Source organism: Corynebacterium sp. HMSC11E11, from assembly GCF_001807025.1.
Taxonomy (GTDB): domain Bacteria; phylum Actinomycetota; class Actinomycetes; order Mycobacteriales; family Mycobacteriaceae; genus Corynebacterium; species Corynebacterium freneyi.
The window spans coordinates 21,617-44,405 of sequence record NZ_KV787128.1; the positions used below are offsets into that span (position 1 = coordinate 21,617).

The 22,789-nt window shown below is 68.4% G+C and carries 18 protein-coding genes; 11 read left to right on the forward strand and 7 right to left on the reverse strand.

All coding sequences use genetic code 11. From position 1 onward, the window contains the following. Positions 1-124: 124 nt before the first annotated feature. Positions 125-1,168, forward strand: coding sequence for an ACR3 family arsenite efflux transporter (gene arsB / locus HMPREF3121_RS03840; protein ID WP_070520022.1), 1,044 nt, complete (start codon positions 125-127; stop codon positions 1,166-1,168). Positions 1,169-1,257: 89 nt separating this feature from the next. Here the strand turns inward: arsB and clpX are convergent, their stop codons facing one another. Beyond that, positions 1,258-2,520, reverse strand: coding sequence for an ATP-dependent Clp protease ATP-binding subunit ClpX (gene clpX, locus HMPREF3121_RS03845; RefSeq protein ID WP_070520024.1), 1,263 nt, complete (start codon positions 2,518-2,520; stop codon positions 1,258-1,260). Positions 2,521-2,983: 463 nt separating this feature from the next. Continuing rightward, positions 2,984-3,385 (reverse strand): DoxX family protein, encoded by a 402-nt coding sequence (locus HMPREF3121_RS03850; protein ID WP_246816061.1) that lies wholly within the window; start codon positions 3,383-3,385, stop codon positions 2,984-2,986. A gap of 431 nt (positions 3,386-3,816) precedes the next feature. Here HMPREF3121_RS03850 and HMPREF3121_RS03855 point away from each other — a divergent pair, with 431 nt between their 5' ends. After that, complete coding sequence (locus HMPREF3121_RS03855; protein WP_246816062.1) at positions 3,817-4,986, forward strand: benzoate/H(+) symporter BenE family transporter; 1,170 nt, start codon at positions 3,817-3,819, stop codon at positions 4,984-4,986. Between the two features lie 314 nt (positions 4,987-5,300). Further along, a complete protein-coding gene (locus tag HMPREF3121_RS03860; RefSeq protein ID WP_070520029.1) occupies positions 5,301-6,776 on the forward strand; it encodes an MFS transporter in 1,476 nt (491 codons plus the stop codon). 201 nt (positions 6,777-6,977) lie between these two features. Here the strand turns inward: HMPREF3121_RS03860 and HMPREF3121_RS03865 are convergent, their stop codons facing one another. After that, positions 6,978-7,628, reverse strand: coding sequence for a 3-oxoacid CoA-transferase subunit B (locus HMPREF3121_RS03865; protein ID WP_070520031.1), 651 nt, complete (start codon positions 7,626-7,628; stop codon positions 6,978-6,980). Further along, positions 7,625-8,371, reverse strand: coding sequence for a CoA transferase subunit A (locus tag HMPREF3121_RS03870; RefSeq protein ID WP_035120504.1), 747 nt, complete (start codon positions 8,369-8,371; stop codon positions 7,625-7,627). The genes HMPREF3121_RS03865 and HMPREF3121_RS03870 overlap by 4 nt, the downstream gene beginning before the upstream one ends. A gap of 130 nt (positions 8,372-8,501) precedes the next feature. Here HMPREF3121_RS03870 and HMPREF3121_RS03875 point away from each other — a divergent pair, with 130 nt between their 5' ends. From HMPREF3121_RS03875 to HMPREF3121_RS03885, 3 genes are all read left to right on the forward strand, one after another. Then, complete coding sequence (locus HMPREF3121_RS03875) at positions 8,502-9,284, forward strand: IclR family transcriptional regulator domain-containing protein (protein WP_070520033.1); 783 nt, start codon at positions 8,502-8,504, stop codon at positions 9,282-9,284. A gap of 90 nt (positions 9,285-9,374) precedes the next feature. Beyond that, on the forward strand, positions 9,375-10,637 hold the full coding sequence (locus HMPREF3121_RS03880) for an acetyl-CoA C-acetyltransferase (protein ID WP_070520035.1): 1,263 nt from the start codon (positions 9,375-9,377) through the stop codon (positions 10,635-10,637). Positions 10,638-10,646: 9 nt separating this feature from the next. Next, entirely contained in the window at positions 10,647-11,414 is a 768-nt protein-coding gene (locus tag HMPREF3121_RS03885) for an alpha/beta fold hydrolase (RefSeq protein ID WP_070520037.1), read from the forward strand. Between the two features lie 431 nt (positions 11,415-11,845). Here HMPREF3121_RS03885 and catC read toward each other — a convergent pair whose 3' ends face one another. From catC to catA, 3 genes are all read right to left on the reverse strand, one after another. Beyond that, positions 11,846-12,127, reverse strand: coding sequence for a muconolactone Delta-isomerase (catC, locus tag HMPREF3121_RS03890; protein ID WP_035120512.1), 282 nt, complete (start codon positions 12,125-12,127; stop codon positions 11,846-11,848). A 140-nt stretch (positions 12,128-12,267) separates the two neighbouring features. Further along, a complete protein-coding gene (locus tag HMPREF3121_RS03895; RefSeq protein WP_070520039.1) occupies positions 12,268-13,401 on the reverse strand; it encodes a muconate/chloromuconate family cycloisomerase in 1,134 nt (377 codons plus the stop codon). A gap of 225 nt (positions 13,402-13,626) precedes the next feature. After that, on the reverse strand, positions 13,627-14,514 hold the full coding sequence (catA, locus tag HMPREF3121_RS03900) for a catechol 1,2-dioxygenase (protein WP_070520041.1): 888 nt from the start codon (positions 14,512-14,514) through the stop codon (positions 13,627-13,629). A gap of 542 nt (positions 14,515-15,056) precedes the next feature. On the opposite strand from catA, the gene benA reads away from it, so the two are divergent. The 5 genes from benA to HMPREF3121_RS03925 all read left to right on the forward strand — a co-directional run bounded on the left by benA (position 15,057) and on the right by HMPREF3121_RS03925 (position 22,547). Then, positions 15,057-16,550, forward strand: coding sequence for a benzoate 1,2-dioxygenase large subunit (benA, locus tag HMPREF3121_RS03905; RefSeq protein ID WP_070520043.1), 1,494 nt, complete (start codon positions 15,057-15,059; stop codon positions 16,548-16,550). 77 nt (positions 16,551-16,627) lie between these two features. After that, entirely contained in the window at positions 16,628-17,203 is a 576-nt protein-coding gene (gene benB / locus HMPREF3121_RS03910) for a benzoate 1,2-dioxygenase small subunit (RefSeq protein ID WP_083291253.1), read from the forward strand. Positions 17,204-17,287: 84 nt separating this feature from the next. After that, positions 17,288-18,868: a benzoate 1,2-dioxygenase electron transfer component BenC gene (gene benC, locus HMPREF3121_RS03915; RefSeq protein ID WP_070520046.1), complete on the forward strand. Its 1,581-nt coding sequence runs from the start codon at positions 17,288-17,290 to the stop codon at positions 18,866-18,868. Next, entirely contained in the window at positions 18,865-19,770 is a 906-nt protein-coding gene (locus HMPREF3121_RS03920) for a 1,6-dihydroxycyclohexa-2,4-diene-1-carboxylate dehydrogenase (RefSeq protein WP_083291254.1), read from the forward strand. Before benC ends, HMPREF3121_RS03920 begins: the two co-directional genes overlap by 4 nt. Before the next feature lie 26 nt (positions 19,771-19,796). Continuing rightward, the gene (locus HMPREF3121_RS03925) at positions 19,797-22,547 is read left to right on the forward strand and encodes a helix-turn-helix transcriptional regulator (protein ID WP_141742961.1); all 2,751 of its coding nucleotides are present in this window, start codon (positions 19,797-19,799) and stop codon (positions 22,545-22,547) included. Positions 22,548-22,789 lie beyond the last annotated feature (242 nt).

Genomic DNA, 22,789 nt, shown 5'->3' on the forward strand with positions numbered 1-22,789 from the left:
CGTCAAGCCTCTTCCGATTGCGCTCGGCCTCGCGACGCGACGTACTCTTTAGTTCGACGTTCATCTGACTGGTAGAAGGTGTGCAGTGACCGCTCCAGCCCCCACGGCGCCCCCGCAGGCCCGGATGTCATTCCTGGATCGGTGGCTCCCCGTGTGGATCATCCTCGCCATGACCCTTGGCCTCGCGATCGGCCGATTCTTCCCCGGCATCGGCGACGCGCTCGGCGCGATGGAGGTCGGCGGCATCTCACCGCCCATCGCCCTCGGCCTGCTGGTGATGATGTACCCGCCGCTGGCGAAGGTCCGCTACGACGAGGCCGGCGAAATCGCCGCCGACAAACGGCTCATGACCGTCTCGGTGCTGCTCAACTGGGTGATTGGCCCCGCCTTCATGTTCGCCCTGGCCTGGATCTTCCTCCCCGACGAGCCCGCCCTGCGCACCGGGCTGATCATCGTCGGCCTCGCCCGCTGCATCGCCATGGTCCTCGTGTGGAGCGACCTGTCCTGCGGCGACCGCGAAGCCACCGCCATGCTCGTGGCCATCAACTCCGTCTTCCAGGTGCTCATGTTCGGCGTGCTCGGCTGGTTCTACCTGCAGATCCTGCCGTCATGGCTCGGCCTGGAAACCACCAGCGCCGAATTCTCCTTCCGGTCCATCGTTACCTCCGTCGTCGTGTTCCTGGGCATCCCGCTGCTCGCCGGCGTCGTCTCCCGCATCGTCGGCGAGAAAGCCAAGGGCCGCGACTGGTACGAATCGACTTTCATCCCCCGCATTTCCCCGCTCGCGCTCATCGGCCTGCTGTACACGATCGTGCTGCTGTTCTCCCTGCAGGGCGACCAGATCACTTCGCAGCCGGGGACGGTCGCCCGCCTCGCACTGCCGCTGCTGGCCTACTTCGTGGGCATGTTCTTCATCGCCCTCGCCGCCTCGAAGGCGTCGGGAATGACCTACGCCCAGTCCGCGTCGGTGTCCTTCACCGCCGCCGGCAACAACTTCGAACTGGCCATCGCCGTGGCCATCGGCACCTTCGGCGCCACCTCCGCCCAGGCCCTGGCCGGCACCATCGGCCCGCTCATCGAGATCCCCGTCCTCGTCGGCCTCGTCTACCTCATGCTGTGGCTCGGGCCGAAACTGTTCGCCGGCGACGCGACGCTGCCGCCGCGGTGACGTCCCCGAAACGGCGAACACGCGACAACGGCTCGGCCCCAAACTAACGGGGGCCGGGCCGTTGCCGCGTCGGCGTCGTAAAGCGAAAGCTACGCGCTGCGCTCGCCCGGCTCCGCGAGGACGAGCTCCGGGGCGGCGCCGTCGGTGACGCAGTTGCGGTGGATGATGACCTGCGAGACGTCGTCGCGGTCCGGCACGTCGAACATCACCGGCACGAGGATCTCCTCCATGATGCCGCGCAGGCCGCGGGCGCCGGTCTTGCGTTCGATGGCCTTGCCCGCGATGGCGTGCAGCGCGTCGTCGTCGATGGTCAGCTCCACGCCGTCCATCTCGAAGAGGCGCTCGTACTGGCGGACCAGCGAATTGCGCGGCTCGGTGAGCACGCGGACCAGCGCGTCCTCGTCGAGGTTGGTCACCGACGCGATGACCGGCAGGCGGCCGATGAACTCCGGGATCAGGCCGAAGCGGATCAGGTCCTCCGGCAGCACCTCGCGGAACGGGTCGACCTCGTCGACGTCCGACTTCGAGTGCACGTCCGCGCCGAAGCCGAGGCCCTTCTTGCCGACGCGTTCCTGGACGACCTTCTCCAGGCCGGCGAACGCGCCCGCCACGATGAACAGCACGTTGGACGTGTCGAACTGGATGAACTCCTGGTTCGGGTGCTTGCGCCCTCCCTGCGGCGGCACCGCGGCGACGGTGCCTTCGAGGATCTTCAGCAGCGCCTGCTGCACGCCCTCACCCGACACGTCGCGGGTGATGGAGGGGTTCTCCGACTTCCGGGAAATCTTGTCCACTTCGTCGACGTAGATGATGCCGCGCTGCGCCTTCGCCACGTCGAAATCGGCGGCCTGCAGCAGCTTGAGCAGGATGTTCTCCACATCCTCGCCGACATAGCCGGCTTCCGTGAGGCTCGTTGCGTCGGCGATGGCGAACGGCACGTCGAGCTTCCGGGCCAGCGTCTGCGCCAGATGCGTCTTGCCGCAGCCGGTCGGGCCAAGCAGGAGGATGTTCGACTTCGACAGTTCGACGTCGTCGCGGGCGCCCTGCTCTTCGGCGCGGATGCGCTTGTAGTGGTTGTACACCGCAACGGCGAGCGTGCGCTTGGCGACGTCCTGGCCAATGACGTACTCATCGAGGAAGTCGCGGATCTCCGCCGGGCGCGGCAGACGATCGCCGCTTTCCTCCGGCGCAGAGCCGACGTTGAGCTCTTCCTCGATGATCTCGTTGCACAGCTCGATGCACTCGTTGCAGATGTAGACGCCCGGCCCGGCGATGAGCTTCTTGACCTGCTTCTGGCTCTTCCCGCAGAAAGAGCATTTCAGCAGATCGGCGCTTTCCTGCATGCGTGCCATACTCGTGCGGCCCCTCTTCCCTGGTCGTCGTGTCGGCGGGAGTTCCTCCGGCGCGTCCGTTTCCGCGCCGTGCCGTGCGCCCGCTTTCGCGGCCTTTCCGGTGGCAACCCCGGATGCGGCGATGTCATTCCGCCGGGCCCGCGCCCTACCGGTCGTCGGCAGTCGAGGGCTCGATCGCACCCAGCCTAGCCGCCCGCCCGGATTCGGCCCACCAGCCCGGCGACCACGGCGCGCCGCGCCCCTCGCCGCCGCCGACGCAGCCACGTGGTCGCCCACGCCTCAACCCAAACCACGGGGTCCAGACCACGGGGTCGCCTCAAAATTAGCCCCAAACCACGGGGTCCAAACTGCGGGGTCGCCTCAAAATTAGCCCCAAACCACGGGCTCGCCGCCGAACCCGTGGTTTGGACCCCGTGGTTTAGCGGCTTCGTGTCGCTCACCCAGCATGGTCGCCCCAATCGACTCAGCGCAGCGACTTGGCCCCAGCGATGAGCGGGATCTGCAGCGGCAGACGACCGTAGGCGATGGCTCGCATAGCGGGACTCTTACCACGCCAGTCCCACGCCATCTTGATGTTGCCCACCCAAAGGGCGGTGAGAAGTCCCACCGCGAACGTCGCGGCGGCACTGCGGGTGCGTGGCATCGACAACGCCGCAGCCGTGCCGACTTCGACGACACCGGACCCGACCGTCCAGGCACGCTTCGGCCCGGGCAGGAAGTCCGGGATGAGCCGGTCGATGACGCGAGCCGTCTTCGGCGGAAAGTGCAAAGCGCCGACCCCCGCCAGAGGAACGATCACTGCGGCCAGGCGCACGGGTTCGGGGATCTGCATGGGCACGGCGACTCTCCTCGACGAATCGGTCATGGGAAGCGGGTCCGAATCTCCCCGCAACCGACGCCCACACTTTACGCGACCGACCGGCCACCGTTGCCGGAACGACTTCCATCGAACGCCGAAAATGTTCACATTGCGCACACATTGCCACGAGACGAACACGTGGCTACCGTGAGACTCACCTCACATTCAGCCCAACGGGCACACCGAGGCTCACCCGGCCGGCCACAACGAACGTCACGCCGACGGCCACACCGGCGAACACTCGACCGTCAACCCGACGAGAGTCCCGACAGCGCCGGAGAACCCATGAAATCCACGATCAAGGCGAAGCGATGAAGACCACGACCCCATCGAGCCCACCGACCACGACCCCGACCACCAAGAGGAAGCAACGCGCAATGGGCGCGCTCGAACCCCCCACGAACACCCGGCCGAGACTGCGGGGGATCCTCTCCGACATGACGGCGACGGCCATCGGCAACGCGTTCGTGGCCCTGCTCTTCGCAGCGTCCGGCCCCGTCGCCGTCATCCTCGCCGCAGCAGCCCAGGGAAATCTCGACGGACCACTGGTGTCGTCGTGGATTTTCGGCGTCTTCCTGGGCAACGGCCTGCTCACGATCTTCCTGAGCTGGCTCTACCGCTCCCCGCAGGCGTACTTCTGGACGATCCCCGGCACCGTCATCGCGGGCGACGCCCTCTCGCACCTGCCCTTCGCCGAAGTCCTCGGCGCGTACGTGCTCACCGGCCTTCTCATCTTCCTGCTCGGCTGGACGGGCCTGGTCGCGCGCGTGATGGACGCGCTTCCGCCGCAAGTCGTCATGGCCATGGTCGCCGGCATCTTTCTGCGATTCGGCCTCGAACTCATCGACGCCTCACTCACCGATCCGCTCATCGCGCTGCCGATGATCCTGCTGTTCGTCGCCTTGACGGCCATGCCGAAAATCGGAAAGTTTGCGCCGCCCGTCGCACTGGCCGCGGGCGTCGGCACCGCCGTCACGCTGCTGGCCGGACGTCTCGGCCCCGGAGCACTCGATGGTGGCATCGTCGCCTCACCCGTGCTGACCATGCCCGCCTTCTCGCTGGCCGCGACGATCGAACTCGTCATTCCGCTGGCGATCACCGTCGTCATCGTGCAAAACGGACAGGGCGTCGCGGTGTTGCGCGCCGCCGGCCACCGCCCGCCCGTCAACGTCGCCTCCGCCTTCAGCGGCGTGGGCACGGTCCCCCTCGCGTTTCTCGGATCGACCCCGACGTGCCTGACCGGACCGACCAACGCCCTCCTCGTCGCCGAAGGTCGCAAGGAGACCCACTACGCCGCGGCCATCGCATGTGGCGTGCTTTCTATCGGCGTCGGCCTCATCGCCCCGGCTTTCACCGGCTTCATCCTGGCGATGCCGGCGGCGTTCATCGGCACCCTCGCGGGCGTCGCCATGTTCACGCCGCTGAAGAACGCGTTCCTCGCGGGATTCTCCGGCGGCGCCTCCGCGGGTGCACTGGCCTGCTTCCTGGTGACGTTCTCCGAGCTGAGCCTCCTCGGCATTTCGGCGCCGTTCTGGGGACTCGTCATCGGCGTCATCGTCGCAAAGCTGCTCGATCCCACCCCCAAATCACCCCCGAAGCGCCCCTGACCGTACAGCGAACACATCACGGCCCCTGCCTCTCGACGAACCGCGTTCGAGCAGTACAGGGGCCATGTTCGTGTCGCGAACCCTCGATTACATCCCCCATTTCGCGTGCGCATCGCGAACCCGGCAAAACATGACCCCCATCACAAAATTGACTGTTTGTGACACGGAACACTCGATGTAGATTCCTTGACACGGCAAAACGTTCGTATCGCGCATTATCGTTCGCACAGCGAACCCTGGCAACTCGGACGTCCGCCTCGCCCCACCCGAGCCCCGACCCGCCGCGGGGCCCGACCCACAAGGAGTCCCTCGCAATGACCCCACCCACCACCGGCACGACCGCCGCCCGCACGGCCCCCGGCCCTTGGGCATCACCGACGCACCGTCGCTCGATCCTGCTCGTCCTGGCCATCGTGGCCATCGCGATCCTCTTCGACGGCTACGACCTCGTCATCTACGGCGCGGTCCTGCCGACGCTGCTCGCCGACCCGTCGCAGATCGGCGCCCTGACCCCCGAAACCGCCGGAACGCTCGGCGCTTGGGCCCTCATCGGCGTTCTCGTCGGCGCACTCACCGCCGGCGCGGTCGGCGATCGCTTCGGCCGCAAGCGCGTCATGCTCGCCGCGTCCGTGTGGTTCTCGGCGGGCATGGCCGCCACCGCACTGACCACGTCGGCGACGACCTTCGGCTTCTTCCGGTTCCTCACCGGCGTCGGCGTCGGCATGATCGTCGCCACCGGCGGCGCCATCATCGCCGAGTTCGCGCCGCGGGGCCGCAAGAACCTGTTCAACGCCATCGTCTACTCGGGCGTCCCCGCAGGCGGCGTACTCGCATCGGTGCTGGCGATCCTGCTTCTCGACGCCATCGGTTGGCGCGGACTGTTCCTCATCGGCGCTTCTCCGCTGCTGTTCCTCGTCCCGATGATCGTCGTCGCCCTGCCCGAATCCCCGCGGTGGCTCGTCTCCGTGGGACGCACCGAAGAGGCGCTGACCGTCTGCGAGCGGCACGGCCTTCCGCAGGCGGACTTCATGCCCGCCCCCGCCGCGCACACCACCTCCGCAAACACCGCCTCCGCACACGCCGCCCCCGAGCACGACGCCACCCACGCCACCCCGGCTCCGGCCCCGGCCGCGAAGGTCGGTTACGCCGCCCTGTTCTCTCGCACCTACGCCATCGGCGCCATCCTCATCGGATTCATGAGCTTCACCGGCCTGCTGCTGACCTACGGACTCAACACGTGGCTGCCCAAGATCATGGAAAACGCGGGCGGCCAGGCCAAGGGATCCCTGCTGTTCCTCGTGGTGCTCAACGGCGGCGCGATCGCCGGCGGCCTCGCCGCATCGTGGCTGGCCGACCGCATCGGCGCAAAACGAGTCGTCGCGGCGACGTTCCTCATCGCCGCACTGTGCCTGGTCGCACTGCCCATGAACCTTCCCCTCGGCGTCCTGTACGCGGCGGTGGCCATCGCCGGCTTCGGCACGATCGGCACGCAGGTCCTGGTCTACGGCCTGACCGCCAACTACTTCGGCACCGAGGCCCGAGCGGCTGGCGTCGCCTGGTGCGCCGGGTTCGGCCGCATCGGCGGCATCCTCGGCCCCGTCATCGGCGGCGTGATCATCGGCGCCGGACTGTCGTCGGGCTCCGCCCTGTACATCTTCGCCGGACTGGCCCTCGTCGGCTCTGTGCTCACCGCACTGGTGCCGCGCTCCCCCGCCCAAGAGCAGCGCATCGAACTGCTCCCCGAACCCGAGCAGGCCGCCACGTCAACCCAGGTCGCCGCGACCAAGTAGCCGCAACCGCCTCCCACGCGGACGTCCACGAACGAACCAGCGCCTCCTCGCCCGGCCACAAGACCGGACGCGGAGGCGCTGGCGTCGTAAAGCAAAAAGATGCGGCGGACTGAAATGCGGCCGAAAGAACAAAATACGGCCGAGAGAATGAGGAAAGACCCGCCGCGACGATGAAGTCGACGGCGAAGTCTACGGCCGGACTCAGGCGCCCAACGTCTCCGACACCGCGAACGGCGCCTCGGTGACGGCGCGGACCGACTCCACGGTCTCTCCCTCCGCGCACTCCAGCAGCGTCAGCCCCTCATTCGCATCGACGGCGAACACCGCGTAATTGGTCACGATCATGTCCACGCACTTCGCGCCCGTCAGCGGCAACACGCACGCCGGCAGGATCTTCGACGTGCCCTTCTTGGTGACGTGATCCATCATCACGATGATCGACTTCGCGCCATGGACCAGATCCATCGCGCCACCCATGCCCTTGACCATCTTGCCCGGAATCATCCAGTTGGCCAGGTCCCCGAACTGCGACACCTCCATCGCGCCGAGAACGGCGACGTCGACGGCCCGCGACCGGATCATGGCGAACGAATCCGAGGAAGAGAAATAGGACCCGCCCTCGGCGATGGTGATGGTCTCCTTGCCGGCGTTGATCAACTCCGGATCGATCTCGTCTTCGGTCGGGTACGGGCCCACGCCGAGAATGCCGTTTTCCGAATGGAGCACGACCTCGAGATCGTCGGGCAGGTACCCCGGGATGAGCGTCGGCATGCCGATGCCCAGATTCACGTACTGGCCGTTGACCAGCTCCTTGGCCACGCGCGCGGCCATCTGCTGCTTCGTCCAGGTCACTTCTCGCTCACCGTCCTGTTCTCGATGCCGGTCTCCTGCGGACCCACGACGACCACCCGGTCGACGTAGATGCCCGGCAGGTCGACCTCGTTGGGGTCGATCGCATCGACCAGGTGCTCGACCTGGGCGATCGTCGTCTTGCCGCTCATCGCGGCGTCCGGGTTGAAGTTCATGGCCGTCTTGTTGAAGACGAGATTGCCGTAGCGGTCGCCCTTGTGGGCGTGGACCAGCGCGAAGTCGGCGCGGATGCCCTCCTCGAGCACGTAGAGCCGCCCGTCGAACTCGCGGGTCTCCTTCGGCTTCGACGTCTCGGCGACCGTGCCATCCGGGTTGTAGCGCACCGGCAGGCCACCCTCGGCGACCTGCGTGCCGACGCCGGCGGTGGTGTAAAACGCCGGGATTCCGGCGCCGCCGGCGCGCATGCGCTCGGCCAACGTGCCCTGCGGCGTGAACTCCACCGACAGCTCGCCGGCCAAGTATTGGCGCGCGTACTCCTTGTTCGACCCGATGTACGAGCCGATGGTGCGGGCGATGCGCCGGTCCTCCAGGAGTGTGCCCAGACCGAAGCCGTCGGTGCCGCAGTTGTTGGAGATGATGGTCAGCTCTCCGGAGCCCAGTTCACGGAGCGCGGCGATGAGAACGGAGGGGATGCCGACGAGGCCGAACCCGCCGACGGCGATGGACGCGCCGTCCGGGATGTCGGCCACCGCGGCATCTGCGGAGGGAAGGGTCTTGTCAAGCATGGCCAAAACTGTACACTGGTGTTCGCAGGTTGTACAGCGGTTCGCAGAGCGCACAGCGAACGACGAGCCGTCGTCACGCACGAGCAACCCGCTACCGTCGACGACGACCGCACCAACCGAGAGGTGAACCATGAACGAACCGAAGGCCCCCGACGCCCTCCACGTCCAGTCGCTGGCCCGCGGCCTGTCCGTCATCCGCGCATTCGGCGCCGAACGTCCCCGACAAACGCTGGCGCAAGTCGCCGACGCCACCGGACTCGCCCGCGCCACCACCCGCCGCTTCCTGCACACGCTGGTCGACCTGGGCTACGCCGGCACCGACGGCTCCGAATTCTGGCTCACCCCGCGCATCCTCGAACTCGGCTACTCCTACCTGTCCAGCCTGTCGCTGCCGGACATCGCGCAGCCGCGCCTGGAGCAGCTGTCCGCCCGCGTCGGCGAATCCAGCTCCATGTCCGTGCTCGACGGATCCGACATCGTGTACGTCTCGCGCGTGCCCGTCCGCCGGATCATGACCGTGTCCATCACCCTGGGCACCCGCTTCCCCGCCTACGCCACGTCGATGGGCCGCGTGCTGCTCGCCGACCTGACGGACGAGGAACTCGACGCCTACTTCGCCGCCACCGACGTCGAGCGCCTCGCGCCCCGATCGCTCGGGACGGAAAAGGAGCTGCGCCGCGAACTCAAGAAGGTCCGCTCCCAGGGTTGGGCGCTGGTCGACCAGGAACTGGAGCCGGGGTTGCGTTCGCTCGCCGCCCCCATCCGCGGCGCCGACGGACGGACCGTGGCGGCGATCAACGTCTCCACCCAGACCGCCGCCCACGACATCGACGACCTGATGCGCGCCTTCCTGCCCACCATGCTCGACACCGCGACCGCCATCAGCGAGGACCTCGCGGCGCAGCGGCAGTAGCGGGCACGAGCCGACACCGGCGCCACCGCCATTTCGCTTTACGACGACCCCGCCCACTCTTACATCCCGACTCCACCCCGAAAGGCACCCATGACCTCCACCGACAACGCGGCGCCCACCACCGCGAAAAACCCCGACGACGTCGTCCTGTGCTGCCCGCTGCGCACGCCCGTCGGCCGATACGGCGGAACGTTCGTCGACGTTCCGGTGCAGGACCTCGCCGCGACCGTCGTCTCCGCGATCATCGAACGCACCGGAATCGACCCCGCCGACGTCGACGACCTGATCCTCGGACAGGCCAACCCGAACGGCGCCGCCCCCGCGCTGGGCCGCGTCGTCGCCCTGGACGCCGGCCTCGGCGAATCCGTGCCCGGCATGCAGCTCGACCGCCGCTGCGGATCCGGCCTGCAGGCCATCGCCACCGCCGCCGCCCACATCGCCGCCGGAGCAGCCGAACTGATCATCGCCGGCGGCGCCGAGTCGATGAGCCGCACCGAGTACACCGTCGACTCCACCGTCCGCTGGGGCGCCAAGGGCGGCGACATGACCTTCCGGGACCGCCTCTCCGAAGCCCGCGCCACCGCCGGCGGCAAGGACCACCCGATCCCCGGCGGAATGATCGAAACCGCAGAAAACCTCCGCCGCGAATACTCCATCACCCGCCAGGCCCAGGACGAACTGTCCGCCGAATCCCACCGCCGCGCCGTCGAAGCCCGCGACGGCGGCATCTTCGCCGAAGAAATCGTCCCAGTCGCCGTCCCCGGCAAGCGTCGCAACGACCCGCCGACCATCATCGACGCCGACGAGCACATGCGACCCGGCACGACCGTCGAAAAGCTCTCTTCCCTGCGCCCCGTGATGGGCCGCCAAGACGACCGCGCAACCGTCACCGCCGGCAACGCGTCGGGGCAAAACGACGGCGCCGCCGGCATGATCGTGACCACCCGCGCCAAGGCCGAAGAACTCGGGCTGAAGCCGGTCGCCTCGCTCGCCGGATGGGCCGTCGCCGGCGTCGCACCCGAAACCATGGGCATCGGCCCCGCACCCGCCACCGCCAAGGTGCTCGCGCGACTCGGGCTGACGCTCGACGACATCGACGTCATCGAACTCAACGAGGCCTTCGCCGCCCAAGCGCTCGCCGTCCTCGCAGAATGGGGCGTGTCCGCCGACGACCCGCGCCTCAACCCGCACGGCTCCGGCATCTCGCTGGGCCACCCCGTCGGCGCGACCGGCGCCCGCATGCTCGTCACCCTGAGCCACGAACTGCGCCGCCGCGACGGCGCCCGCTACGGACTGGCCACCATGTGCATCGGCGGCGGCCAGGGACTCGCCGCCGTCCTGGAGAAGGAGTAAAGGAACACCATGATCCTGCACCACGTTGAATTCGGCGCCGAACACGGCGGCGCCCCCGTCGTCTTCCTCGGCTCGATCGCCTCCACCACGGACATGTGGCTGCCGCAGCTCGACGCGCTGTCGGCGACCCGCCGCGTCATCGCGCTCGACCACCGCGGCCACGGCCAGTCCCCGGACCCGGACGTCGAACCCGGCGAAACCACCTTCGATTCGCTTGCCGACGACGTCCTGTCCACCCTCGATTCCCTCGGCGTCGACGCATTCGAGGTGGTCGGACTGTCGCTTGGCGGCGCCCTGGCGCAGTACCTGGCGGCGACGTCGGACCGCGTGCAGAAGGCGGCGTTCCTGTGCACCGCCGCGTACTTCGGCGGCACCGACAAGTGGCTCCCGCGGGCGGAGCTGACCCGCACCGAGGGCATGGCCCCGATGGTCGACGGCGTCGTCGGCCTGTGGTTCACGCCGGAATTTCGCGAGAACAACCCCGCGACCACCGAGTTTCACCGCCGCATGATCCTGTCGACCCGCGGCGTGGGCTACGCCTCGTGCTCGGACGCGCTGGCTCAGTGGGATTTCCGCGATCGGCTCGGCGAGATCACCTGCCCCGTGCTGATTCTCGCCGGCGCGGAGGACGAGTCGACTCCCCCGTCCGCGCTGCAGGTCATCGCCGATGGAGTGGGCTCCGACGCCCGGTACGTCGAGGTGTCCCCCGGCGCCCACGTCCCGACCATCGAGGCACCCGAGCAGGTCAACGCCGCTCTCCTCGAGTTCTTCTCGTAGTTTTCGCCCAACCGGCGCGCGGGCACGCGGGCGCCAACCGTCGGCCGCGCCCGAAGCCAGGAGCCACCGGACCACCCTCCAAAGCCAAACCACGGGGTCTAAACCACGGGGTCGCCACTGACCCCGTGGTTTAGCCCCTTTTTTCGGCCGACCCCGTGGTTTGGACCCCGTGGTTTGAAGGAAAAGGGCGAGCTGCACGGCTTCTGCGAGCCATATCGGATCCCGACCCCGTGGTTAGCTCCCTTTTTCGGCCGACCCCGTGGTTTCGACCCCGTGGTTTAGACGAAGGAGCCGCATCGGGGTTGACTCACCCCAATGCGGCTCCTGTCCGAGTGCCGACCAGTCGACCACCTGCTCGTCGATCAGTCGACTTTCCCTGCGCCGATCAGCCGACCACCTGCTCGTCGACTAGCCGGCTTTCCCTGCGCAGATCAGTCGACCTTCGACCCGTGGCGGGCGAGGGCGGTGACCGTGCACTTCATGTACTCGAACAACGGCAGGTTCCACAGAATGTCGTGGAGCTCATCGGCGTCGGCGACGTCGAAAATCGAGTAGTTCGAGTACTCGCCGGCAATACGCCAGATCTCGACCCACTTGCCCGCGCGCTGCAGCTCCTGGCTGTAGGCCTTCTCGCGGGCGATGACCGCATCACGAACCTGCGGGTCAAGGTCCTTCGGGATGTTGACGTCCATGCGGACATGGAACAGCGCCATGATCTTCTCCTTATCTATATGGCTTGCAATGTCTTTCAGTGGCCGGACGCTTTCCGGCCGATTGGCGAGTGGCCGAACGTTGCCCGGCCGGTTGACGAGTGGTCGGCGGTGGCGGGGCGTTGCCCGGACCGGCGCCGCGGTCAGTCGCGGGTGTAGAACGCGACCTTGTCGTCGTCGGGAAGCAAACCCAGGCCCGGACCCTCCGGCAACGTGACGCGACCATCGGCGTAGACGAGGTCGGTCTGGGTGTAGGTCTCCTTCAGCAGCATCGGACCGAACAGCTCCGAACCGTAGGAGATGCCCTCGGTGGCGCACGCGAAGTGGACGGACGCGGCGGTGCCGATCGGCCCCTCCAGGCTCGTCGCACCATGGCACGCCAGACCGGCGGTTTCGGCGATGGCGACGGTCTTCATCGACTCGCGCAAACCACCCAGCTTGGTGGTCTTCACCGCGATGACGTCGGCGGCTTCGGCGCGCACGACGGCCAGCGCATCGGCCGGCGAGCACACCGACTCATCGGCCATGACCGGCACTCCCGTGCGGCGGGTGATCTCCCGCAGGGTGTCCAGGTCATGGGCGGGCGTCGGCTGCTCGAACAGCTGCACGCCGGCGTCGGCCAACGTCGGCAGGTGACGCAGCGCGGTGAGCCGATCCCAGCGGGCGTTGACGTCGATGCGGATGGACACGCCGCCGGGCACCGCGTCGGCGAGCGCGCGGGTGAGTTCGGCGACGCGGGCCGTGTCCTCGGCGGGGTCGCCGGCGCCCATCTTCAACTTGAAGCTGCGGTGGCCCACGCCGTTCATGCGCTCGTCGATTTCCTTCAGCGCGACGTCGAGCGGCAGAACGCCGAGCGCCCAGGTGACGTCGATGCCGTCGCGCACCGCGCCGCCGAGCAAATCGCGCACCGGGATGCCCAGTGCACGCGCCCATGCGTCGTGCATGGCGACGTCGACGGCCGCCTTGGCGAACCGCGCATTGGCCACGACTTTCTCCAGGTCGCGCATGATGCCGGCCAGCTCGTCGAGGCGGCGACCGACCATGACAGGCGCGAGATACCGGTCGACGATGGCCTTCATCGTTTCGACGGACTCGCCGCCCCACCACGGCCCGCCGGGCACGACGCCTTCTCCCCAACCGCGGACGCCGTCGGCGGTGGCGACCTCGACCAGTAGGATCGGCTGAGCGGTGGCGGTGGTGGTGGCGAAACCGTGCGGTCGGATCAGCGGGATGTCCAGGATTCGGCTGGTCACCCGCTCAATGGTCAGATCGGTCATGGGTTTCCTTTCGCGGGGATGGCGCACAACCGCCGCGACCCCCGAGCCGCCGGCGCGGTTCGGGGGTGCGGTTTTCGGAACTGCGCACAATGTACGGGAAAACGGTCGCCACCGGCCGAGACCACCCAGCCGGAGCTAGCCGGCCGGGGTCAACCGAGCCGGATCAACCGTTCGGGTCGGCCATGCCCGCCGAGCAAGCCGGGCGGCCGACCCGGGGTCGTCGACCTAGTTCTCCTTGTCGGCGTCCAGGGCGAAGCCGTACTCGACGACGTTGTTGCCGTTGCCGTCGGGCTGCGGATCCAGGATGAGCTCCGGCTTCACGGCGGTGGCGACATCCGTCTCGACCCACTCGCCGCCCCGGAAGTACAGCTGGGTGGTGATGGAGCGGTGGCCCGGGTGCGTGACGCGCAGGTGCAGGTGGGCCGGACGCCACGGGTGGCCACCGTAGGAGTCGATGAACCAGCCGGTCGGACCGTCAGCCGGGATCTGGTACGGGGCGGGCTGCAGGGTGGTGATCTCGTAGCGGCCCTCCTCGTCGGCGACGATGGTGCCGCGCAGGTTCCACTCCGGGATGCCCGGGGCGAACTGGGAGTAGTAACCCTCCTCGTCCGCGTGCCACAGCTCGACCTTGGCGCCGCCGAGGCCGTTGCCGTCGATGTCGGTGACCTGGCCCTTGAAGATCAGGGAGGTAGCCTCGCGGTCCTTGTCGCGCATCGGCATCTCGCAGACGGCGGGCAGCTCGGGCGCGTTCTCGACGTAGTACGGGCCCTCGATGGAACCCTTGGTGCCGGTGTAGTTGAGGCGGTTGTAGTGGATCTCCTCGATCTCGTGCTCGACGAAGACGTCGAGCCACAACGGCCACTCGCCGTACTCGCCGACGTCGATCATCCACTGCTTGAGCACGCGGTACTCGTCGTAGGTGACCTGGTGATCGTGGGCGACCTTCGCGATGGCGGCGAGCAGGTCCTTGTAGATCGCGGAAGCGCGCTCCTGGGACGTGTCGGCGGTGACGCGCTCGGCCTTGAACTTGTCGGTCGCCTTGTTGCCGGAGTCGTGGGCGGTTGGGTCCACGGCCTGGCCGGCGTTCTGGGTGTTGTCGAGCGTCTGGGTCATGGGGCACTCCTCGGGTCGTGGGCCTTGCGGCCCGGGAAGGGGCTGGTGCTTCTCCGGCCGGCGAACCACCGTGTCGGCGGGGCCTCGGGGCGATGGTCCGTCCGGCTGGAATGACCCAACTGTGCGCCAGCACACATCGACAGTCAACCCATCTAATGATCCTATTTGTAGATATTGTTCACCCACTGTTCGCTTTGACGACGACATTCGCGCAGATCACAGCACCTAACAACAATTTGTCGACCAAACTACGAATGTTCACCCCTGGGTCAACCCTAGGCATATCCCTAGTGCCTTCCACTGCCCCCTTGCCGATGATGGACGGTGAGCCGCACCACACCCCGGGAGCGATCCGACACCACCGTCGTTGGGTCGCACCACACGGAAACCGCGCCGACGAACACCGACTCGGCCCCTGAAACCGGACACGCGATCGCCCCCGCGGGGTGGCGCGGCGCATAACCCCGAAGCTTCACGACGAACCGGCGCCCGCGCCGACCGTCGTAAAGCGCCCCAACCCCCATCACCCAGGAGGCCAGCCCATGAGCACCCCCCTCGATGACATCCGCACCACCCTCGACCGCGCACTCGAGGACCACCCCGAAGAAGGCGTTGTCCGCGTCAACCGACGCATCTTCACCGACCCGGGAATTTTCGACCTGGAAATGCGCCACATCTTCGAGGGCAACTGGATCTACCTGGCCCACGAATCGCAGATCCCCAACCCCGGCGACTACTTCACCACCTACATGGGTCGCCAGCCCATCGTGATCACCCGCTCCAAGGACGGCGAACTCAACGCGCTGATCAACGCCTGCTCCCACCGCGGCGCCATGCTCTGCCGCCGCAAGACCGACAACCGCACCACCCTGACCTGCCCCTTCCACGGCTGGACGTTCAGCAACGACGGCACCCTGCTCAAGGTCAAGGACGAAAAGGACGGCGCCTACCCGGAGAACTTCAACAAGGACGGCTCCCACGACCTGCGCCGCGTGCCGAAGTTCGAGAGCTACCGCGGCTTCCTCTTCGGCTCCCTCAACCCGGACGTACCCTCCCTGGAGGAGCACCTCGGCGACACCACCACCGTCATCGACATGCTCGTCGACCAGTCGCCCGAGGGCCTCGAAGTCCTCCGCGGCTCCTCGACCTACGTCTACGACGGCAACTGGAAACTGCAGACCGAAAACGGCGCCGACGGCTACCACGTCTCCTCCACCCACTGGAACTACGCCGCCACCACCTCCCGCCGCACCTCCGGCGAGTCCACCAACGAAACCCGCGCCATGGACGCCGGCACCTGGGGCAAGCAGGGCGGCGGCTACTACTCCTTCCCCCACGGCCACATGCTGCTGTGGATGTGGTGGGGCAACCCCGCCGACCGCCCGCTGTACGACCGCAAGGACGAGCTCAAGGCCAAGTTCGGCGAGGAGAAGGGCGAGTTCATGGTCGGTGCCTCCCGCAACCTGTGCCTGTACCCGAACGTCTACCTCATGGACCAGTTCTCGTCGCAGATCCGTCACATCCGGCCGATCGACGTGGACAAGACCGAAGTGACCATCTACTGCATCGCCCCCAAGGGTGAATCCGCCGAGGCCCGCGCCAACCGCATCCGCCAGTACGAGGACTTCTTCAACGCCACCGGCATGGCCACCCCCGACGACCTGGAGGAGTTCCGCTCCTGCCAGAAGACCTACCTGGCCAGCGCTTTCCCCTGGAACGACATGACCCGCGGCCTGGGCCACCAGCTCAACGGACCCGACGACGTTGCCCGCGGCCTGGGCATGGACGGCGTGCTGTCCTCCGGCGCCCGCACCGAAGACGAGGGCCTCTACCCCATCCAGCACGGCTACTGGATGGAGCTGATGAACGACGCCGTGGAAAAGGACGCCGAGCGCCTGAAGGACGAAGCCGACGAAGCAGCCTCCATGGCCGCCACCCGGGAAGCCGCCCTGGCCCGCGCCCGCGCCCGCGAAGCCGCCAACGCCGCGGCCCCCGAGCGTCGTCGCCGCCGCCGTTCCCGCATCGCCGCCAAGTAGCGCCCCACGCCGACCCGTCGTCAAGCAAACGCGTCGCTTGACGACGGCCCACCCCCAGACACAGACAGGGAGAACCCATGAGCACCCCCACCGACACCACCCTCGACGGCACCGCCCACGCCAACGGCGCCGGCAACCAGGCCCCCGAAGGCACCCGCGCCGCCACCATCGCCCGCTGCGACGTCGAGGACTTCCTCTACCGCGAAGCCCGCCTGCTCGACGACCGCCGCTTCGAAGAGTGGCTCGACTGCTACCGCGCCGACGCCGAGTTCTGGATGCCCGCCTGGGACGACGACGGCGAACTGACCCAGGACCCGCAGTCCGAGATTTCGCTGATCTACTACCCCAACCGCGGCGGCCTCGAGGACCGCGTCTTCCGAATCCGCACCGACCGCTCGTCGGCGACGTCGCTGCCGGAGCCGCGTACCGGCCACAACATCACCAACGTCGAAATCCTGGCCCGCCGCGACGGCGAAGTGGACGTGACCTTCAACTGGATCACCTTCTACTTCCGCTACAACACCACCGACACCTACTTCGGCACCACCAACGTCACCCTCGACGTGTCCGGAGAGCAGCCGCTGATCACCAAGAAGCGCGTGGTGCTGAAGAACGACTACATCCACCACGTGGTGGACATCTACCACGTGTAACCCGCCGCGCCCCGGGCCCGCCGCCACGGCCGGCCCGCCCCGGCGCCCGGCACCACGGCCCACACGGACAACGAGGAGAAACCCATGACGCACCAGATCGCCCTCGCCTTCGAAGACGGCATCACCCGATTCATCGAATGCGACGAAGACCAGACGGTGGCCGACGCCGCCTACAAGGCCCGGATCAACATCCCGTTCGACTGCCGCGACGGCGCCTGCGGAACGTGCAAGGCGTTCTGTGAAGCCGGCGACTACGAGGACGGCGAGTACATCGAAGACGCACTGTCCGACGCCGAGGCCGCCGAGGGGTACTGTCTGCCCTGCCAGATGACCCCGCTGACCGATCTCGTGCTGCAGGTCGCCACCACCTCCGAGCAGGCGAAAACCGGTGCGTCGACAGTCACAGGCACGATCACCGAAATCACCCGTCATTCGGACTCGACCGTGGGCTTCTCCGTGGAGCTCGAGGACCGCTCCCAGCTGGCGTACCTGCCCGGCCAGTACATGAACATCACCGTGCCGGGCACCGACCAGACCCGCTCGTACTCCTTCTCCTCCGGCCCGTCCGAGGACACCGTGTCCTTCCTGGTCAAGCTCACCCGCGGCGGACTGATGACCGGCTACCTCGAGGAGCGCGCCAAGGTCGGCGACAAGCTCGCCATGACCGGCCCGATGGGGTCGTTCTTCCTGCGCGAGCCGCTCGCCCCCATCCTGCTGCTGGCCGGCGGCACGGGCCTGGCGCCGGTGCTGTCCATCCTGGAAAAGCTCACCGAAGACGAGCTTCTCGACGTCCCGGTGCGCCTGGTCTACGGCGCCACCTTCGACATGGACCTGGTCAAGCTCGACGTCCTGGACTCGTTCCGGGACCGTCTGCCGGACTTCGACTACTTCACCGTCGTCTCGGATCCGGAGACGGACCACGAGCGCAAGGGCTACGTCACCGATCACATGACCGACGAGCATCTCCACGACGGCGAGGCCGACGTCTACCTGTGCGGCCCGCCACCGATGGTCGAGGCCGTCCGCGTCTTCCTGTCCGAGCGGCCGAACCCGCCGGCCAACTTCTACTACGAGAAGTTCTCGTCCGCCGCCGGTCCGGCCGGCGCCGGTTCCGCCGAGGTCGAGGTCACGTCGTCGTCCTCCGGCGAGGGCGACTCCGCCCGCGACGAGATCTCCGTGGCCAGCCCCGGCGTCGTCACCGGTGAGGTCCACTCCGCCAAGGCCGACTCCACCTCGCAGTTCGAGGCCCGGATGGCCCTCGAGCTCGGTGCACTGGAACTGAGCCTTCATCGTCTGAAGAAGATCGACCTCGAGGAGTACCGCCGCCTCGCCGTCGCCGTCAACGAGCACATCGATGGGGAGAAGATCATCGACTCGGAGGCGTTCACTGCGGCGAACAACGAGTTCCACGAGTTCCTGTTCACCCGCACCGGCAACCCGGCGCTGCTGGCCGCGTACCGCAACCTGGCGATCGTCGAGGTCATGAACCGGGCGCTGGCCGACGCCACGTGGATCCAGGGCGACATCGCAGCCGAGCACCTGGCCATCGTCGACGCCGTCGCCGCAGGCGACAAGGAGCGCGCCGCCGAGCTGATCCGTTCGCACAACTCCCATGCCATCACGACCATGCACCGCGCCATCGAGGACGAGGAGGTCCCGGCATGAGCGGCCCCGTCATCGGTCTGACGAAGGCCACGAAGTCCGTCGGCGACGGCCGATCCGGCGACGGGACGGGAGCGGGCGCGCCCGTCGGCGCCGACATCGGCGAGCGCCCCCGCCTGATCTGCCCGGAGCGGTTCTTCGGCCAGGGCGTCGTCGTCACCGGCGCCGCCCAGGGCATCGGCCGGGCCGTCGCCCACCGCATCGCCCACGAGGACGGCTCCGTGATGCTGGTCGACCGGTCCGAGCTGGTCCACGAGGTCGCCGAGTCGCTTGCCGACGTCGGCGCGGGGTCCGTCTTCTCCGTCACCGCCGACCTGGAGACGTTCGAGGGCGCGGAAGCCGCGATGGCCGCGGCGGACGAGCAGCTCAAGAGCGTCGACATCGTCATCAACAACGTCGGCGGGACGATCTGGGCCAAGCCGTACGAGCACTACGCCCCGGACGAGATCGAAAAGGAGATCCGCCGCAGCCTCTTCCCCACCCTGTGGATGTGCCGGGCCGCGATGCCCGTTCTCATCGCGGGCGGCGGCGGGACCATCGTCAACGTGTCGTCCGTGGCCACCCGCGGCGTCAACCGCGCCCCCTACGCCGCGTCGAAGGGCGGGGTGAACGCCCTGACCTCGGCGTTGGCGCTCGAGGCCGCCGAACACAACATTCGCGTCGTGGCCACGGCCCCGGGCGGCACCCTGGCGCCGCAGCGCCGCATCGCCCGCGGTCCCTCCCCGGACGGTGAGCGCGAGGAGGCCTGGTACCGGCGCATCGTCGACCAGACCGTCGACTCCACCGTGATGGGCCGCTACGGCACGCTGGAGGAGCAGGCCGGGCCGATTTGTTTCCTCGCCTCCGAGGAGGCGTCGTACATCACCGGGTCCGTCCTCCCCGTCGCGGGCGGCGACCAGGGCTGATCGGCCTGACGTACCATCGGGGCACGATGTCGTCACCCCGTGCCCCGATGCAAAACCCGATCAGCCGCGCCCCCGCGCGCGCGTTGATCGACCGGGTCCAGGCCGTGGGCCCGGGCGAGGGCGTCTTGGCCGTCCTCACCGGACCGACGGGGTCGGGGAAGTCGTCGCTGGCGCGCGATGTTCTGACGAACCTGCCCGGCTTCCAGGGGATTAACGTGTCCGCCCTCCCGTGGGAGGCCGACCGCCCGGGCAGCGTCCTGGAGCACGTCGCCGCCCGCGCCGGTGCGGCCCCCGCCGATGCGCTGTCCGAGGCTTCGCTCCTGGAATCCGGCCCCGGCGGCGTCCCCTCCCCTTCCGTGATCGCGGGCCTGGCCACGCGTCTGGCCCGCCACGTGGACGTCCCGTCGGCGGCGACGGCCATCGTCGTCGACGACGCCCACCACGCCGACTCCGCTTCCCTGCGCCAGTTGGCCGGCATGACTCGGCGTTTTCTCCACAGCCGCATCGCGGTGATCCTCGCGTGCGATGACGCGGGCGGCGCCGCCGATGCGGAGATCCGGTCATTGTCGGACATCGCCGACGTCGTCGCGTCGGTGCCGCCGCTGCAGGTGTCCGAGGTCCGCGAGCTCGTCTACGCGGCAGTCGGCGTCCCCGTCGACGCCGCGGCGGCCGTCGCCCTGCGCCGCATCACCGGCGGTTGGCCCGCCCGCATCCACGAGGTGCTGCAGGCCGCTCCCGCCGATCATTGGCATGACCCCAACCCCTCCATCCCGCTGCCGACGACGTGGGCGACGTCTCTGCGGGGCAGGCTTTCCCCGCTTTCCGACGGCGTCCGCCGCATCGTCGAAGCCGTCGCCATTTTCGATCACGACGCCCCGGTTCCGCTGGTGCGGGATCTGGCCGACGATCCGGACGGCTCGGCCCTCGACGACGCCGTGGCCGCCGGTCTGCTGCGGGTGACGTCGCGACCGGGTGATTCCACCGTGGACTTCACCGTGCCCATGGACCGCGCGGTGCTGCTCGCCGAGCTTCCTCCGGCCCGCCGCGCCGATCTGCACGGCCGCGCCGCCGACCGGTTGGCGCAGGCCGGCGACCCGGTCGGCGCCCTCCATCAACGCGCCCACGCCGCCGACGGCCCCGACGCCGCGCTTTCCGAAGAGCTCGCCGCATACGGCCGCGCGACCGGAGGCCGGGGCCATTGGCGCGACGCCGCACGCAACCTGCGCCTGGCCTCGGAACTGGCCGACGACGACGAAACCCGTGAGATCCTGCGCCTCGACGCCATCGAAGCGATTATTTCCTCCTCCGACATTCCCGAAGCCCGCCTCCACGCCCGCTCCCTCGGCGCCGGCGCCGCCGGACCACACCAGGACTCACTGCTCGGCTACCTCGCCCTCCACGAGGGCCGCCGCGGCGAAGCCCGCTACCGCATCGACCGCGCCGTCGACGCCATCGCCGCCGCCGAACCCGGCGCCGACGAACTCCCCGCGGACCTCCGCGCCCGGGTCGCCGCCCGCAAAGCCCTGCTCGGCCTCGTCGAATGGCTCCCCCACGAAGTCGTCGACTGGAACAAAACCGCCGCCAACTGGTCCGGCCACGGCGACGGCGCATCGGCGGAATCCTCGGCGATCGCCCTCATCGGCCAATCCGCGATCGACGGCACGCGGCCGGGGATCGACCGTCGTCAAGCAGACTCGCCCCTCCACGCGCAACGACGCGACATGGCGCTCGGCTGGCTGTCACTAGTCCACGACGACCCCGTCGTCGCCTGCCAACTCCTGCAAAACCGCACCCAGGCCGAAGGCTCCGAACGCATCAGCCTGTGGATGGACGGCTGGCTCGCACGATCCCACTACATCCTCGGAGAATGGGGCGACGCCATGACCGTCGTCGAACGCGGCCTCGCTCGAGCCGAACGCTACGAAATCCGGCTGCTCGAACCGCTGCTGCTGTGGACCGGCGCACAAATCGCAGCGTTCCGCGGCGACACCGGGCTCGCCCGATCCTACGTCAACCGTCTCAGCATCAGCCCCGACGCCTTCCTCATCCAATCCATTCCCTCGGCGATGTGCCGCATGCAGGCGGCAACCGTCGCCACCGATTCCTTCGCCGCCGCCCGCGCCGGTGACCTCCTCGCCGACATCAACTCCCGCCGCGACATTCTCCAGCCGGGATTCTGGCCCTGGGAAGACATCTACGCCCAGGCGCTGCTGCGCGTCGACCGAATCGACGAAGCCGAGGCCGTCACCGAAGCCGCCCTCGACCGACACGACCACGCCGGCATCCTGTCCCTGCAGGCCAAGATGTCCGTCCCCGCCGGCGGATTGGCCATCGCACGCGGCGACGTCGACGAGGGCCTGCGTTTGCTTGACGACGGCGTCGAAGCCATCGAATCCCTGCCCATGCCCGCCTACCAGAGCCGCATCTCCTACGAGTATGGGCAGATACTGCGCAGACTCGGGCGGCGACGCCGGGCCGACGAGATGTTCGCCCGCGCCGGGGAAATTTTCGCCGCGATGGGCGCCACCGAATTCGTCGAACGCTGCAACCGGGAGCGACGCGCCGGTGGCCTGGGCGCCCGCACCACCGACGCCGCCGGGCTCACGCCGCAGGAGGCGGAGATCGCCGCGCTCATCGCCGACGGGGCCTCCAACCGCGAGGCCGCCGCCGAGCTCTTCCTGTCGCCGAAGACCGTCGAGTACCACCTCACCCGCGTGTACCGGAAGCTGGGCATCCGCACCAGGTCGGAGCTGCCCACGGCCCTGCGGCGGGGGTGAGCCCGCCCCGCCTCGCCCCGAACCCGCGACGGCGGCATCGGTTGCCAAACCACGGGGGCCAAAACACGGGGTCGTCCACCCCACATCCACCCCACACCCAAATCACGGGGTCCAAAACACGGGGTCGCCCCAAATCTGGCCCTAAACCACGGGGTCGCCACCGAACCCGTGGTTTGGGCCCCGTGGTTTAGCCGCCGAGCGCGGCAACCGGCTCCTCCGACGCCGCACCCCACACCCCGCCA